This window comes from Photorhabdus thracensis (assembly GCF_001010285.1).
Classification (GTDB): Bacteria; Pseudomonadota; Gammaproteobacteria; order Enterobacterales; family Enterobacteriaceae; genus Photorhabdus; species Photorhabdus temperata.
The window spans coordinates 3643668-3660805 of sequence record NZ_CP011104.1 but is presented as its reverse complement, the minus strand read 5'-3'; the positions used below and the strand labels follow the sequence as shown (position 1 = coordinate 3660805).

At 42.1% G+C, this 17138-nt stretch carries 15 protein-coding genes; 6 read left to right on the top strand and 9 right to left on the bottom strand.

What is annotated here, in order from left to right:
• Positions 1 to 28: 28 nt before the first annotated feature.
• The 6 genes from cmk to ansB form a co-directional block, all read right to left on the bottom strand.
• On the bottom strand, positions 29 to 721 hold the full coding sequence (gene cmk / locus VY86_RS15785; protein WP_046975670.1) for a (d)CMP kinase: 693 nt from the start codon (positions 719 to 721) through the stop codon (positions 29 to 31).
• Positions 722 to 902: 181 nt separating this feature from the next.
• On the bottom strand, positions 903 to 2189 hold the full coding sequence (gene aroA, locus VY86_RS15780; RefSeq protein ID WP_046975669.1) for a 3-phosphoshikimate 1-carboxyvinyltransferase: 1287 nt from the start codon (positions 2187 to 2189) through the stop codon (positions 903 to 905).
• A gap of 126 nt (positions 2190 to 2315) precedes the next feature.
• On the bottom strand, positions 2316 to 3404 hold the full coding sequence (gene serC / locus VY86_RS15775; protein WP_046975668.1) for a 3-phosphoserine/phosphohydroxythreonine transaminase: 1089 nt from the start codon (positions 3402 to 3404) through the stop codon (positions 2316 to 2318).
• A gap of 165 nt (positions 3405 to 3569) precedes the next feature.
• Positions 3570 to 4064 (bottom strand): GNAT family N-acetyltransferase, encoded by a 495-nt coding sequence (locus tag VY86_RS15770; RefSeq protein ID WP_021325195.1) that lies wholly within the window; start codon positions 4062 to 4064, stop codon positions 3570 to 3572.
• A gap of 5 nt (positions 4065 to 4069) precedes the next feature.
• On the bottom strand, positions 4070 to 4345 hold the full coding sequence (locus VY86_RS15765) for a type II toxin-antitoxin system TacA family antitoxin (protein WP_046975667.1): 276 nt from the start codon (positions 4343 to 4345) through the stop codon (positions 4070 to 4072).
• 158 nt (positions 4346 to 4503) lie between these two features.
• A complete protein-coding gene (gene ansB / locus VY86_RS15760) occupies positions 4504 to 5547 on the bottom strand; it encodes an L-asparaginase 2 (protein WP_046975666.1) in 1044 nt (347 codons plus the stop codon).
• Between the two features lie 139 nt (positions 5548 to 5686).
• On the opposite strand from ansB, the gene ycaO reads away from it, so the two are divergent.
• The 5 genes from ycaO to VY86_RS15735 all read left to right on the top strand — a co-directional run bounded on the left by ycaO (position 5687) and on the right by VY86_RS15735 (position 13029).
• Entirely contained in the window at positions 5687 to 7450 is a 1764-nt protein-coding gene (gene ycaO, locus VY86_RS15755) for a 30S ribosomal protein S12 methylthiotransferase accessory factor YcaO (RefSeq protein WP_046976913.1), read from the top strand.
• A 326-nt stretch (positions 7451 to 7776) separates the two neighbouring features.
• Positions 7777 to 8634 (top strand): formate transporter FocA, encoded by an 858-nt coding sequence (gene focA, locus VY86_RS15750; RefSeq protein WP_046975665.1) that lies wholly within the window; start codon positions 7777 to 7779, stop codon positions 8632 to 8634.
• A gap of 54 nt (positions 8635 to 8688) precedes the next feature.
• Complete coding sequence (gene pflB / locus VY86_RS15745) at positions 8689 to 10971, top strand: formate C-acetyltransferase (protein WP_046975664.1); 2283 nt, start codon at positions 8689 to 8691, stop codon at positions 10969 to 10971.
• A 74-nt stretch (positions 10972 to 11045) separates the two neighbouring features.
• Entirely contained in the window at positions 11046 to 11786 is a 741-nt protein-coding gene (pflA, locus tag VY86_RS15740; RefSeq protein WP_046975663.1) for a pyruvate formate lyase 1-activating protein, read from the top strand.
• 397 nt (positions 11787 to 12183) lie between these two features.
• Positions 12184 to 13029 (top strand): DUF4225 domain-containing protein, encoded by an 846-nt coding sequence (locus tag VY86_RS15735; RefSeq protein WP_046975662.1) that lies wholly within the window; start codon positions 12184 to 12186, stop codon positions 13027 to 13029.
• 678 nt (positions 13030 to 13707) lie between these two features.
• Here the strand turns inward: VY86_RS15735 and VY86_RS15730 are convergent.
• The 3 genes from VY86_RS15730 to VY86_RS15720 form a co-directional block, all read right to left on the bottom strand.
• Complete coding sequence (locus VY86_RS15730; RefSeq protein WP_021325205.1) at positions 13708 to 14187, bottom strand: Hcp family type VI secretion system effector; 480 nt, start codon at positions 14185 to 14187, stop codon at positions 13708 to 13710.
• Between the two features lie 283 nt (positions 14188 to 14470).
• Positions 14471 to 15502 (bottom strand): IS630 family transposase, encoded by a 1032-nt coding sequence (locus VY86_RS15725; RefSeq protein WP_046976622.1) that lies wholly within the window; start codon positions 15500 to 15502, stop codon positions 14471 to 14473.
• A gap of 42 nt (positions 15503 to 15544) precedes the next feature.
• On the bottom strand, positions 15545 to 16039 hold the full coding sequence (locus tag VY86_RS15720; RefSeq protein ID WP_052760856.1) for a leucine-rich repeat domain-containing protein: 495 nt from the start codon (positions 16037 to 16039) through the stop codon (positions 15545 to 15547).
• A gap of 631 nt (positions 16040 to 16670) precedes the next feature.
• Between VY86_RS15720 and VY86_RS15715 the strand changes: the two genes are divergently transcribed.
• On the top strand, positions 16671 to 17099 hold the full coding sequence (locus VY86_RS15715; RefSeq protein WP_052760855.1) for a hypothetical protein: 429 nt from the start codon (positions 16671 to 16673) through the stop codon (positions 17097 to 17099).
• Positions 17100 to 17138: the final 39 nt, after the last annotated feature.

Genomic DNA, 17138 nt, shown 5'->3' with positions numbered 1-17138 from the left:
ACATCACCGTCAATTATAAGCTAAAAACTTAAAATTGCTTAGGTAATGAAAGCGTTTTTTTCACATAATTTAGCGCCTTATCGATAACTTCTTCGATAGACATACTGGTTGAATCCAATATTAATGCGTCTTCAGCGGGCGCTAATGGTGCAACTGTCCGGTTACGGTCGCGATAATCGCGTTCCTGTATCTCGGATAAAAGACGTTCAAAGTTAACACTAAAGCCCTTTTCCTGCAACTGTAGCATACGTCTGCGCGCACGTTCTTCTGCGCTGGCATCAAGGAATATTTTCACCGGCGCATCAGAAAACACCACCGTTCCCATATCCCGACCATCAGCAATCAAACCCGGAGCAATGCGAAAAGCACGTTGACGCCGTAACAACGCTTCACGCACCCGAGGGAAAGCGGCTGCCTGTGAAGCGGTATTTCCCACCGTTTCGGTACGAATTTCATTGCTGACGTCTTCACCCTCAAGTATCACACTTAATTTCCCTTTTTCCGGGACAAAACGGACATCAAGATTAGCCGCCAAAGGAACTAACGCGTCTTCGGACCGAATATCCACCTGATGATGAATCGCCGCCAGCGCCAACACCCGATAAATAGCACCTGAATCAAGCAGTTGCCAGCCTAAAGCTTTCGCCAGTGCCTGACATAAAGTGCCTTTACCCGCGCCACTTGGCCCATCAACAGTTACTACTGGGGCTATCGCCACCATTATTGTTCTCCTTTCGCATGGCGAATTCATTCTTCGCCGGATGCTGAATATTTACTCAATAAAACAATCAATAATCTATAGTTTATTATACGCCATCAAAAAGGAAGCGGCATAAGCGGATTCTACGGTAAGTAGGTTTTGATCAAAGAAATACGCTTTACTGAGTCATAATCATCACCAGTTATGACTTCCGCCGGCTTAATCTTTCCAATTGATTGAAATAGTCCGGGAAGGTTTTTGCTGTACAACCCGGATCGAGGATAGTAACCGGTGTATCAGACAGGGCCACCAGCGAGAAGCACATTGCCATCCGGTGATCATTATAGGTGCCAATTTCTGCCGGTAGTAATCTTTGTGGCGGTGTAATCCGGATGTAATCTTCCCCTTCTTCCACCTCCGCACCCACTTTACGCAATTCAGTTGCCATTGCATGGAGCCGGTCTGTCTCTTTCACCCGCCAGTTGTAAATATTGCGAATAACCGTCTCCCCTGCCGCAAACAGCGCGGTTGTCGCGATTGTCATCGCAGCATCAGGGATCGCATTCATATCCATATCAATGCCAGTCAGGGTACCACGTTCACATTCAACGAAGTCATCACCCCAGCGAATTTTCGCCCCCATTTTTTCCAGTACATTGGCAAATTTGGTATCCCCCTGAAGGCTGTTTTTACCGATTCCAGTCACACGCACACTGCCACCTTTGATTGCCGCCGCCGCCAGAAAATAGGAAGCAGAAGACGCATCACCTTCAACCAGATAGTGGCCTGGAGAGTGGTATTTCTGCCGGCCTTTAATATGGAAAACCTGATATTGATCGTGACTTACGGTAATTCCGAAACTTTTCATTAGTACCAGAGTGATATCAATATAAGGTTTGGAAACCAATTCACCCTGAATATGAATTTCAGAATCATTTTCCGCCAATGGCGCAGTCATTAGCAACGCAGTCAGAAACTGACTGGAAACACGGCCATCTACGGTCACTTTACCGCCAATAAAGCCGCCTTTAATGTGTAACGGCGGATAATTTTCCTGCTCCAGATAATCAATTTCCGCTTCCCCCTGACGCAAAGCATCCACAAGATGACCAATCGGGCGCTCTTTCATCCGGGGTTCGCCAGTGAGAATAACGTCATTTTTGCCGAGGCATAAAGCAGCAGCTAATGGGCGCATTGCGGTACCGGCATTGCCAAGAAACAGTTCCACCGGCCCTTTGCCGGTAATCACCTCACCCATACCGTCAACTTCACAACAGGTACGATCATCAGACAGACGATAACTGACCCCCAACGCCGTCAAGGCATTGAGCATATGGCAGATATCATCACTATCCAGCAAGTTAGTCAGACAGGTTGTGCCTTTGGCGAAAGCCGCCAGTAATAGTGCACGGTTGGAAACACTTTTTGACCCTGGCAGGTTAATAGTTCCATTAACGGAGAAAATAGGTTGTAGCGTCAGGGATTGCATAAATAACAGGATCTCCGATTCTCAATTAAATTATTTTAAGTATAAAATGAGTAATTTTTACGTTTGGAAATATTTCCTTAACCCTGAATATTCCGGGAACATGTGTTCCCGGTCATGGTTGACAAGCTAGCCGTTACGGCGCTCAAAATCAGCCATAAAATCAACCAAAGCCTGAACGCCTTCTATCGGCATAGCATTATAAATAGAAGCACGCATACCGCCGGAAACACGGTGTCCTTTCAGTGCCTGCAATCCTTGTGCCTCTGCTTCTGCCAGAAATTTGTTGTCCAGTGAAGCATCTGCCATCTGGAACGGTACATTCATCAGGGAACGATTTTCAGGGGCAATCTGGTTGCGATAGAAATCACTATTATCAATGGCATGATAAAGCAGCCCGGCTTTGGCCTGGTTACGTTTTGCCATCTCTTGTACCCCACCTTGCTCTTTCAGCCACTTGAAGACCAAGCCGGAGAGATACCAGGCAAAAGTTGGCGGTGTGTTGAACATGGAGTCATACTCCGCCAGAACGGTATAGTCAAAAATCGATGGGGTTTCTTTACGGGCTTTACCTAATAAATCTTCACGAACAATAACCAGAGTGAGCCCCGCCGAGCCAATATTTTTCTGCGCTCCCGCATAAATCATACCGTAACGGCTGACATCCAACGGCCCGGAAAGAATAGAGGAAGAGTAATCCGCAATAATCACTTTATCATCATTAAAATCCGGCTCTTCATGAACAGCGATACCATCAATGGTTTCATTTGGGCAATAATGGACATAAGCCGCATCACTGCTTAATGACCATTCACTCATTGGCTTAACACCTTTAAAACCATTAATTTCGGTTTTAATATTAATCACATTGGGCGTGCAATATTTTTCTGCTTCTTTGACTGCACATTTCGCCCAGTAACCGCCATCAATATAATCAGCTTTAACATTGTCACCCAGCAGGTTCATTGGGATAGCGGCAAATTGACCGCGGGCACCACCGTGGCAAAACAACACATTATAATTTTCAGGCACTGATAATAAATCCCGCAGATCATGTTCAGCTTTTTTTGCTACCGAGATAAATTCTTTACTGCGGTGACTGATTTCCATAATCGAAGTCCCAATACCATGCCAGTTACAAAGTTCTTGTTCTGCACGGCGCAACACTTCAGCTGGCAGCATAGCCGGACCAGCACTGAAATTATATACCTGACTCATTTACTTCACTCCATCTGACGAAATGATAATAATAACAATAAGAATCTGATATATCGGTTGTATCATTCCCCTTTCATTGCTGCAATGGTTATTCAAACGTTGATCAAAACTATCGCAAAAATAGCCAATAAACTTGTTCATTCAGCGCTATCACAAGTGAACTTCTTATTTTTTCTCCTTTTTATTCACCGCCGTTAGAGGGAGGAATAACTTAAATGGCGAATCGGGTAAAGCAATAAAGCCGTGATACTGGTAAAATTGCGCTGCATTATCATCTTTTGCGTCAACAAACAGTGCATAAGACGCAATTTCGGAACGAATGGTTCTCTCAAGAGCATCGGCCAGCAACGCTCCACCTAATCCCTGATTTCTGAATGCCCGATCAACGGCTAACCTCCCCATCCGCACTGCCGGCACTGTTGGGTATCGTGGCAGTTTCTTGATCATGGCCACCGGGAGGTCGGTCAACTGTATACTGGCAGCAGCCAGAGTATAATATCCGGCCACACGGTGATCATGAAGCGCAACAAAACAAGCTGCTACGCGGCGCCTAACATCTTGACCAACCTGTCTCTGAAAGTAACCATCCAGAGGTTCTGAACCACTGTAGAATGAATCACGATCGTGTTCTTCGTTGAGTTGCATAACATTAAACATCATGGAACTCATTCTGATCGTAACAGAGAACGGCGACGTGTGAATGCACGCTCAAGCGCCGGAGTAGGTTCCGGTGGATTCAGTAACGCCTGCGCAAAACACGTCTGATCAGCCAGAGACAAACGGAGTAGCTCTGATTGCTCAATCGCGCGCCGCGCGGCATCTTGTGCAGCAGACACGACAAAATCAGTCATAGTACGTCCCTGAATTTCAGCGGCACGTTTAATCAGGGCATGTAGATCAGGACTCATGCGCGCCTCAAAACGCGCTGTGGAAGTAGCCATAATACACCTCAACTAAAATCGTACGGTAAATTTCCGTACGAGTAATATATTAGCCACTTTTTGGACAGAACACTACCGCTGTTAAGCAATTGCTCAAGCAAGAAATATCAGGGCGCATTTCACACACTCATGCGCCCTTCTGTTATCTCGGAATTCATTCAATATTTAACAAACATCTCGTGAATTTTTACCGGATCATGAGTTTTAGTCAGTGCTAATTGCAAAAGCACTCTGGCCTTTTGTGGATTCAGGCGTTCAGATGCCACAAAGCCATATTTGCTATCATCCACTTCCGCATTCTGAGTCACGTAACCCACCGGTACACGGCTTGCTCTCACGACCACAACCCCATCTTTAGCGGCTTTAGCCAGGGTATCGAAAATCGTTTTGTACATATTACCGTTACCCACCCCTGCGCTGACAATCCCTTGATAGCCATCACTCAGTAGTGCTTTCGCTGGCAGATCAGAAGCATTCGCATAGTTATAAACAATCCCGACTTTTGGCAACTTATCTAATTTACTGATATCGAAAATAGCCTTGTCCGCTCTCGGCTTCGCTTCAGCGTAATAATTGACTTTGCCATTATGAACAAAACCTTCAGCGCCGGCATTAATTGGCTGGAACGCCTGAACTTCAGTCGTACTCATTTTCACCACGGTACGCCCGCTGATAACAGCATCATTCATCGCCATCAACACCCCACGGTTGGCTGATTCTTTATCACCCGCAACCACCACAGCGTTATACAGATTCAATGGACCATCAGCACCAAGCGCCGTAGATGGGCGCATTGCGCCAACCATCACAATCGGTTTCTGGCATTGAGTCGTCAGATCGAGGAAGTAAGCCGTTTCTTCCATCGTGTCTGTACCATGTGTGATAACAAAACCATCGGTCTCGTCACAATCTGCGTTGATTTTTTTCGCCAGTGTCAGCCACACCTGATCATTCATATCTTGTGAGCCAATACTAAACACCTGCTCACCTTTCAGGTTGGCGATATCTTTGATGCCAGGAACAGCATTGACTAATACATCAATACCCACTTTTCCAGCAACATAATTGGATTCTGTTGCAGATTTGCCCCCACCTGCAATCGTTCCTCCTGTTGCTAAAAGCGTAATATTTGGCAAAGCAACAGCTGAACCGCTGATTAATGCCAATAAACTGGCTAAAGCTGTGTGTTTCATCTTTTTCATACTGCTTTCCTTAATAAAAAATATCCCATTTGATTATGAATGATGATATCAATAAATCTGCGATGCATACCAGACTTTAGCTACTGAAAAAAAACTCGTATGATGAGCGTCTTGTAATGAGCTCTCATAAGTGAATATCATGACGCAAACCTTCATTCCCGGCAAAGACGCCGCACTGGAAGATTCGATCAATAGCTTTCAGCAAAAACTGCAACATCTTGGCTTCAATATCGAAGAAGCCTCCTGGCTGAATCCGGTTCCTCATGTCTGGTCAGTGCATATCCGTGACCGTGATTGCCCTTTATGTTTTACCAATGGTAAAGGTGCAAGTAAAAAAGCCGCTTTAGCTTCTGCTTTAGGGGAATATTTTGAACGTCTGTCAACCAACTATTTTTTTGCTGATTTCTACTTAGGACAAGCTATCGCTAACGGTGATTTTGTCCATTATCCCAATGAGAAATGGTTTGCTTTACCGGAAGATGATTCCCTGCCGGAAGGTATTCTGGATACCCGGTTACGTCAGTTTTACGATCCTGAGAATGATTTATGTGCAAGTCAGTTAGTTGATTTGCAATCAGGTAATGAAGAGCGCGGGATCTGCTCACTGCCATTTACCCGTCAATCTGATCATCATACCGTTTATATTCCAATGAATATTATTGGCAATCTCTATGTTTCCAATGGTATGTCAGCAGGCAACACAGTCAATGAAGCCAGAGTTCAGGGGTTATCAGAAGTTTTTGAACGCTATGTAAAAAACCGGATTATCGCAGAAGGCATCAGCCTGCCAGAAATTCCCCAGGAAGTGATGAATCGTTATCCTGGGGTTGTTGAAGCAGTTAACAAATTACAGGATGAAGGCTTCCCGCTCTATTGTTATGACGCTTCTCTTGGTGGGCAATTCCCGGTTATTTGCGTGGTTCTGCTTCACCCCAATAATGGTACCTGTTTCGCCTCTTTTGGTGCTCATCCTGAATTTGGTGTGGCACTGGAACGTACAGTTACCGAACTGTTGCAGGGCCGCAGTCTAAAAGATCTGGATGTGTTCAACGCCCCCACTTTCGATAATGAAGAAGTTGCGGAACATACCAATCTGGAAACCCACTTTATTGATTCGAGCGGATTAATCAGTTGGGATCTATTCAAGCAAGATGCTGATTATGCATTCGCTGACTGGAATTTCAGCGGCACCACAGAAGAAGAATTTGCCACCTTGATGGCTATTTTCAAACAACTGGATGCGGAAGTTTATATTGCTGACTACGAACACCTTGGTGTTTATGCCTGCCGTATTCTGGTGCCGGGTATGTCTGATATTTATCCCGTGGAAGATTTGCATATTGCCAATAACACCATGGGGATTCATCTGCGTGAAACTTTATTCGCGCTACCGGATAGCCAATGGCAACCGGAGGAATATCTGGCACTGCTTGAACAATTAGATGAAGAAGGTCTGGACGATTTTACTCGTGTCCGTGAACTGCTTGGTATTGCTGTTGGTAAAGATAATGGCTGGAGCAACTTACGTATTGGTGAACTGAAATCCATGTTGGCGCTGGCAGGCGGTGATCTGGAACAAGCACTGATTTGGGTAGAGTGGACTCAGGATTTTAACGCCTCAGTCTTTACGGCTGAACGGGCTAACTATTATCGTTGTCTGCAAACACTGCTTTTACTTGCTTTGGAAGCGGATAAAGAACCTTCGCAATATTACCAGGCATTCATAAAAATGTACGGGCAGGATGCTGTTGAAGCAGCGTCAGCGGCTATTTCCGGTGAAAATTGTTTTTATGGCCTGTGGTCAATCGATTCAGATTTAAAATCACTGTCTGCTCATCAGGCTTTATTAGCCGCTTATGATAAGTTGCAAAAAGCAAAAAATCATTTCTGGAACGCCAAATAATATTCAATTTGGCTGAAAAGATAATTTATTATTAAAAGTAAAATTCAGGTTAAATTAAGTTTATTTAAAACAACAAATAAATAACGAATTAACCTGAAATTTTACTTACTGAATGACCTTTCAATAAGCAAATAAAAAAAATACAATAAAATTTAAAAAAAACTTAATTCACGTAACTCAATAAATTAATTAGCATTTTATCCATTCAAACCCATCAAGACAGCGTTTGCGCTCTGAGGATTATGATCTATATCAAATTTAGCCCCAAGCACCTTTGTTACTATCATTACGTACAATAACTAATGAATAATAAAGAGAATGTTAGTATGCGAGCTGACAGCCCTTTTAACTTATTGCCACCTGCTGTAATGACACAAATCGCCGATGATATGGGTGTTTATAAAATCACCAAACATCCGGCAATAACCTCTATATCAGCCATCACTGCCGGGGTTTTTATTTCTATTGCGTTTGTCTTTTATATTACCGCCACCACAGGAACCGCCTCTGTCCCTTACGGGCTGGCTAAATTAGTTGGCGGAATCTGTTTCTCCCTCGGATTAATGTTAGTTGTCGTTTGTGGGGCAGACTTATTTACTTCCACTGTGCTCACAATTGTTTCTAAAGCAACCGGGCGGATAACCTGGAGCCAAATGTTTAAAAACTGGATTAACGTTTATCTGGGTAATCTTATTGGCGCACTATTTCTCGTCGCGGTGATATGGTTTGCCGGTCAATATAATGTTGCTAACGGATTATGGGGCCTGAACGTACTGCAAACGGCTGACCATAAAGTACACCACACGTTCATTGAAGCCCTGTTTTTAGGCATTCTCGCTAATCTGATGGTTTGTCTCGCGGTTTGGATGAGTTATGCCGGACGGAGTTTAATGGACAAAATATTTGTCATGATTTTACCTGTGGCTATGTTTGTCGCTAGCGGCTTTGAGCACAGTATTGCTAACATGTTTTTAATTCCGCTTGGTATTGTTATTAAGAATTTCGCGCCAACTGAATTCTGGATCAATGTGGGAGCAACACCTGAACAATTTTCTCAACTCACCATTTCACACTTTATTACTGACAATTTAATTCCGGTCACTATCGGTAACATTATCGGTGGCGCAATTTTGGTGGGTTTGACTTACTGGTTCATTTATCTGCGTAGCGAGCAAAAACATTAATTAGCTCCCTCGCCGGGTTTCTCAAAAGTTCGATTATTAAAAGGTAGAAGTATCATGACTGAATTAAATGGAAAATTCTCTGTAGCATGGCAAGGTTTTAATCAGGGTGACTGGCAGAAAGAAGTTAATGTTCGCGACTTCATCCAAAAAAACTATACACCCTATGAAGGTGATGAATCTTTCCTGGCAGGTTCGACCAAAGCAACTGATACCCTGTGGGAAAAAGTCATGGAAGGTATCAAAATTGAAAACCGTACTCACGCGCCGGTTGATTTTGATACTGATGTTGCTGCTACCATTACCTCCCATGATGCGGGTTACATCGAAAAAGATCTGGAAACTATCGTTGGCCTGCAAACCGAAGCCCCGCTGAAACGCGCCCTGATCCCATTTGGCGGCATCAAAATGGTGGAAGGATCATGTAAAGTTTATGGCCGTGAACTCGATCCTAAACTGAAACAAATTTTCACTGAATATCGTAAGACGCATAATCAGGGTGTGTTCGATGTTTACACGCCAGATATTCTAAAATGCCGGAAATCCGGTGTGCTAACAGGTTTGCCTGATGCCTATGGCCGTGGTCGTATCATTGGTGACTATCGCCGGGTTGCGGTATACGGTATCGACTATCTGCGTGATGATAAATTCGCCCAATTCAATTCGTTGCAAGAAAAACTGGAAAACGGTGAAGATCTAGCGACAACTATTCAGTTACGGGAAGAGATTGCCGAACAGCATCGTGCTCTGAACCAGATTAAAGAGATGGCCGCTAAATATGGCTATGATATTTCTGGTCCCGCAACTAACGCTAAAGAAGCGGTGCAATGGACTTACTTCGCTTATCTGGCGGCGGTTAAATCTCAGAATGGCGCCGCTATGTCCTTCGGGCGCGTGTCCAGTTTCCTGGATATCTACATCGAACGGGACCTGAAAGCCGGTAAACTAACAGAAATCGAAGCTCAGGAATTGATCGACCATCTGGTTATGAAACTGCGTATGGTTCGTTTCCTGCGTACACCAGAATATGATGAACTGTTTTCCGGTGACCCCATCTGGGCAACAGAATCTCTGGCCGGTATGGGAGTGGATGGCCGTACTCTGGTGACAAAAAACAGTTTCCGTTTCCTGAACACTTTATACACCATGGGTCCATCGCCCGAACCCAACATGACTATCCTGTGGTCTGAAAAACTGCCTGTGAGTTTCAAAAAGTTCGCAGCAAAAGTTTCCATCGATACCTCATCTTTACAGTATGAGAACGATGATCTAATGCGTCCTGACTTCAACAATGATGACTACGCTATCGCCTGTTGTGTCAGCCCGATGATTGTGGGTAAACAGATGCAATTCTTTGGCGCCCGCGCAAACCTGGCGAAAACTATGCTGTACGCAATCAACGGCGGCGTGGATGAAAAACTGAAAATGCAGGTTGGCCCGAAAGAAGAACCAATGAAAGATGAAGTCCTGGACTACGATAAAGTTATGGCCCGTATGGATCATTTTATGGATTGGCTGGCAAAACAGTATGTTACCGCACTGAACATCATCCACTATATGCATGATAAATACAGCTATGAAGCGGCACTGATGGCGCTGCATGATCGTGATGTTTACCGTACTATGGCATGTGGTATCGCGGGTCTGTCCGTCGCTGCGGACTCGTTGTCTGCAATCAAATATGCCAAGGTCTCTCCGATCCGTGACGAAGACGGTTTAGCTGTTGATTTCAACATTGAAGGTGAATACCCACAATTCGGCAACAACGACCCGCGTGTTGATGATATCGCCTGTGACCTGGTTAAGCGCTTCATGAAGAAAATCCAGAAACTGAAGACTTACCGTAACTCCGTGCCTACTCAATCTGTTCTGACCATCACCTCTAACGTGGTATATGGCAAGAAAACCGGCAACACGCCTGATGGACGTCGCGCTGGCGCGCCATTTGGCCCAGGCGCTAACCCAATGCATGGCCGTGATCAGAAAGGGGCCGTCGCTTCTCTGACATCTGTTGCTAAACTGCCATTCGCCTATGCGAAAGATGGTATCTCTTATACTTTCTCTATCGTACCGAATGCGTTAGGTAAAGATGATGAGGCGCGTAAAACTAACCTGGCAGGTCTGATGGATGGTTACTTCCACCACGAAGCAACGATTGAGGGTGGTCAGCATCTGAACGTCAACGTGATGAACCGAGACATGTTGCTGGATGCAATGGAAGACCCTGAAAAATATCCTCAGTTAACCATCCGGGTATCGGGTTATGCCGTGCGTTTCAACTCATTGACGAAAGAACAACAACAGGATGTTATCACCCGTACTTTCACACAATCTATGTAATAATATATTGCCAAAAGGCCCTGAATTCTGGGGCCTTTATTCATTTATCCCGTCAGTTTTGGAGCAATCCTGTTATGTCCGTACTTGGCCGAATCCACTCTTCCGAATCCTGTGGCACCGTTGATGGCCCAGGTATCCGGTTTATCGTCTTTTTTCAGGGCTGTCTGATGCGCTGCCTCTATTGCCATAACCGCGATACATGGGATACCCACGGTGGTAAAGAAGTCACTGTCGAAGAATTGATGAAAGAAGCAACGACCTATCGTCATTTTATGAACGCCTCAGGCGGCGGCGTTACCGCATCGGGTGGTGAAGCCATTCTTCAGGCTGAATTTGTGCGTGACTGGTTTAGAGCCTGCCATACCGAGGGGATTCATACCTGTCTTGATACCAACGGATTTGTCCGCCGCTATGATCCGGTTATTGATGAGCTGATGGACGCGACTGATCTTGTTATGCTTGATTTAAAACAGATTAATGATGAAATCCACCAACAGCTGGTCGGTGTTTCAAATCACCGCACTTTGGAATTTGCCCGCTATCTGGCTAAACGTAAGCAAAAAACCTGGATTCGTTACGTTGTTGTTCCAGGCTGGTCTGATGATGATGAATCTGCTCATATGCTGGGTGAATTTACCCGGGATATGAAAAATATTGAGAAAATTGAGCTTCTGCCTTATCACGAACTGGGTAAACATAAATGGATTACCATGGGTGAGAAATATAAGCTGGAAGGTGTTAAACCTCCTGCAAAAGAGACAATGGACAGAGTTAAAGGTATTTTGGAAAGTTATGGGCATAAGGTTGTGTATTGAATTTCTTAACCCCCATTCCTGAAATGAAATGTGAAGTACAGTAAAACTGAAAATCGGATTATTCCGGTTTTCAAGATTAAAATAAAAAAGAGAACATCTATCAATTCAAGCCTAATTTCTCCGAAAGACAGAGATGCATTCAGGAAATAACCGAAGAACTGCTACTTATATTTCCAGGCTAACTGCTCCTGCGTCTAAAACACGCTTAAAAAAATATCCTTATAGGCAAAAATAAATATTGACTTATGATTTACATTGTATATTTTTAGTACATCGCACTATACCCAATAGATTTCAAGTTGCAGCGCGGCGGCAAGTGAACGCATCCAACAAAGCAGCAACTTGAAAGATGAAGGGTATATATTAAGTTAAGCTTCAAAGAAACAGGTTGTCTATTATGGATACTTTAGATGAATTCTACGAAAGAAACCCTTGGGCCAGAGGGTACTTTGATAATAGTACCAATGAAGAAAGGAAACTTCTAAAAATTCAGATGGATAAACAAAATGAGTTGATGGTGCTCATGGATAGAGTTGCCAACAAATATATGAAATGGAGCCTGGCTAAAGACCATTTTATTCATGAAGTTATTGCTTATTCTGAAGATATCACCGCAAAGATAAATACCGGGGAGCTTTCGATCTCTGAGGCAATAGCGTCGTTAGATGAAGAGATGCGATCGTTAGAAAAACAGGATGCAATGCTTTCTCAAAAGAGAGTAAGGCAAGCTATCGTTGTAAAGAAAAAAGCGCCAGATGAGAATACTAAAAGCAGAAGAGATGAAGTAGTCAATTTGATTATTGCATGGATTGGATTTGTATCTGGAAGTATACAATTCCTTGGTGGGTTTATTGCTATTGATTCCCTTGTTGGAGCAGCGCCAGGAGCACTATTGATGGCTCATGGCTTTAATAACATTATTGAAAGTGGGCATTATATCCTTTATCGTGAGAGCTATACTGGACCGGTTAAATTTGTCTATGAAGGGGTTGGAGAAAAAGCTTTTGGGATGGATAAGCACAATGCTGATGTGATATATACATCGGTTGATGTTGGTATGTCTATTAATGGGTTTCTTGGCTATAAACTCGAACCAGATAGTCAAAGATTATATCGGTATATAAATGCTGATCTGCTTGTTGGTTTGAAGCGACAAGGTATAGAAACTATGAATTATAAAGAGATTGCTTTAGAAATCACAGGTGACCTGAATACCGTTTATGGGCAATATAGATCGTATTGAAGGAAGGATAGAATGGTAGATTATTTATACATTATTTTTTCTTTACTTGCACTTTATCCTCTATACATTGCTTTTAAAAAACTTTTAACCCCCTATGATGTTTATATTAACTTTTCAGCTGTATTGCTTATGGTAGCATCTAATCTTTTCCATATACATGTTTTCTATACTAGTCGGATTCCATTTTTGGGTGTGTCCATATCAGATAATGACTTCATGTTTTACAGTCCTTTTATACTATCTTGGTTGTGTACCATTACCTGCATGATCGCACACAGCAGACATTATAGAAAAAACAAATGGTGATTTTATAGATAAATTAATGATCGATAATCAGCTATACTAAGGATATAAGCAATAACCTATATCTACGTTTTATTTTCCTTGATTATGATGATTCCTTTGTATTTTTTTCAAAATGGCTTCTACAATCCAATAATTATTACTGCAATTTTTCCGCTGGATTAGTTGTACTTGTTTATATAGCATTCCATATGTACGTTTTTAATTTTTACCGCATTCCAATTATCAATATAGGCATTAATGACCCATTGCAATTCGCATCCTTAATTCTTGCCCTACTTTGCTGTATTCCACATTGGATTGCACATAAGAGATTTTATAGAGAAAACAGATGATTTTTGCAGGTAAAATAAAACTATTTTACCTGCACATAGATTAATAAATGCGATCATCCCAAATACTATAAGCACTAGTCCCTGCTATATGATGAGTCCATGTGATACTCTTATATCGCAAAGAGATCGTTTCTTGCGGCTGTGACCCCGCATGTGTTATTGAATGAGGATGATAAACAGCTAAATCAGTTATCGTCGCCTCAATCACTTTTATAGTGTAATACAACTCCTGAATGCCAAATTGATTCGTTCTACAAATATCAAAGAAAGCATCTAACACTTCATTATCTGAAATCGCCACCCCCAAAAGCGGTGATGACTTATCAACAGGTTTTTTAAATGTTATAGGATGGTGATTAACATTCTGATCCCTGGTTAGAGAATGGGTGAGATTATATACGAATATCTTGTCTATATGATCTAATTGACCTTTATTTCCTATTGAGTCTACAGATGAACAACCTGCCGATATCAACCCCTGCTTACGGCCTTTCAACGTTAAATAAATTAAGTCTGACATATACACTCCTACTTAGTGCTCAAATACCGATGAATTACCATTAACACGAGTTTTCATTCTACATAAAAAAAGCCCAAATAGAATTAAAATTTATGATTTCAGGGATATATTTCAATTAAACTCAGCCATTAAATTACATTGAAACACTTTGTTAAAATTATTTACAACTTAATACAATTAGAAACACTTAGCAACATATTGAATTTAAATTGACCAGAACTTTTGGCTTACTCATTATAATTAGCACTTGTCGATTAACGAAATTAATATAATATATACCCGCTTAACTTGAAGATGCAGTATTCATAACCTGGAAGTTGTCATTAATACGGCACGACAGGTTCCCGGCCAGTTCCGGTAATATTTCCGTAAAAAAGCGATGTATTGCCTGCTTGAACAAGGTCGTCGAGGCGAAATAATGGTTATTCCTGACTTGTTCATTCATCACCTTCCACAGCCTTTCTATCGGGTTCAGATTCGGGCTGTACGGTGGCAGGTAATGAAGCTCAATATTCATCACATAAGCCCAGTCTTTCACCAGCCTGCTTCGGTGGTAACCAGCTCCGTCAAGGATAATATGAACCTTCTGACTGACCGGATAGGTTTCACGCAGAGCAATGAAAAACTCTGCGATGTGATAACTGTCGATACGGTCATACTCGCGTACTACCGTTTTACTAATATCAGCCAGATTAAGGGCCCCCATCAGGTTCAGACGGGTACGGCTTCCCGTGGTTTTCACCGCGGTTTTCTGGCCTTTTCGCATCCAGCCATAAGCCAGTTTCGTCCCCTGCGTGGGATGGACGCCATCAATGAACAGGATGGGCTCATGGTCTCCGGCTTCCTGCTTGAGTTTCCCGTAGGTTTCTATAAAGGCCCGCTGCTGTTCCGCGTTGAACTTGTGTGGCACGCCGGTCGGCTTTTTATAACTGAATCCCTGGTGGTGCAGCCATTTATTCATGCCGGGAACGGTGTAACGGATATCCCACGCTTCTTTGACAAGGCGGATAACCGCCTGTGTGGTGGGCAGAAGATTTGCGGTCAGATAGGCGATAAGTTCCTGAGTCTGTGTTTCGCTGAGATGGCTCTGAGAGCCGCCATTTTCGGGCTTGATTTTACGGTGATTAAGGTAATCGCTGATATGACGATGAACGGTCGTTTCATGAAGACGCAGGGCCTGAGCGATCATGACAGAACTCCAGCCCTCAGAGGCCAGGAGGACCGCTTTGATGCGATCACACTCTCTCTTATCACGGCAGGTGTGATGGAGATGTTCAAGTTCGGCTTTTTGTTCATCGGTAATGAATATTTTCATGACAGATACCATGAACCTCATTTGGGCGAAAATCAAGCAGTTTCAATGATTACGGGTATATAACCGCAGCTCAACTAAAGAATTAATTTTAAAAACCACATCTGGGATCTGCTCAAATAAATTATCTGTAAGATTAAGATAAATGATATTTCTTAGTTTATGAAAACTCTCAGGAATTAATGATATATTGTTATCGCTAATATATAAATATTGCAATGACTCTAAATCACCTATCCCATTTGGTAAGTTGTCTATTTCATTGTGACCGAGATCCAACATCTTTAATGAAGAAAGTTTACAAATAGATTCAGGAATTATTTTCAATTTATTGCATGATATATTAAGAACCTGCAAATTTTTGTGATTACAGATAGCATCAGGAAATACATTAATGTTATTGTTATAAAAACTTGCCGTTTTTAATTTTGTCCCTGATAACATCCGCTCATCAATAGCACTCAATTCCAAACTATCCTGATTCAGATGTACGGTTTCAAAGTTGTCAGAAAACTCATTTAGATGTTGATGTAGTAACATAAATATCTCCTTCCCTTACTTAACCAATATTATATTTTAGATGCCATTACACAGCCTGTAAATTGAAATCTTTTCTTCCTAAAAATACCTTATTACATATCCTAATACTACAGGCTCTAAGTCTGACATATATTATCATTATTTGGTGTTAAAATACTAATTACTTATTATTGATATTCAACTGCATTCTATAGAAAAAATCTGATGGAATTCAGAATATTCTGATTTTAGAAAGCATATATCAACTAAAATTATCTCTTCATAATTACACACCATAGTCGTTTTCCTAGAGCCAACCAAATAATCATTGCGAGAATTTTTTAACTTACTGAAATACAAATAATAATTTAACCATACACAGAGAAATGGAAATGTATTATATAGAGATAACTCAACCATTAGATGACTTTGAAACACTTTGTTACATTTATTATGTGAATCTACCGAAACATTTAGCAACATATTAAATGGATTTCTACCTATATATTCGTCTTATTGCTTGTGTTTTATACTTATTAATTGTTAAAATTAATATGCGGTGCTTGCCTGCTTTCTCAAGCTAGTCTATATATTTTGAGATGAAGTCAGAAACAAGCGTTCAAATAGGCCAACAGATAAATTTGGAAAGTACATGGATAATCAAAACTTGAACTTTAATTCCGACGTTATACCCGACAATCAGGAGGTATTTATTCCTGGCGGTCAGTCCCTCCGTGGCGTAGAAGGCGTGGAATGGATTGATCAGGCATGGAGTCTCGTCAAAAGTAAATTGGGTATGTGGATATTATTCAGTATTATCTACCTTGCCATTATAACCATCCCACAATTTATTCCTTTTCTTTCGATATTTACTGGAATTTTAAGCCCGGTATTTCTTGGCAGTATTATTGCCATGTGCGAAAAACAAAGAGCTACCGGAGAATTCGAACTAAGCCTGCTATTCAACGGATTTCAGAAAAACTTTGCATCACTGCTTGGCGTTGGTATTTTATCATTCGGCATCATGCCAGGGCAAGATCGTGAATATTTTGTTAAAAAAATCAGATTTGACCGACGGTAATAGTTATGATCTCATACTCTCTTTTTGAGAGCAAAAACC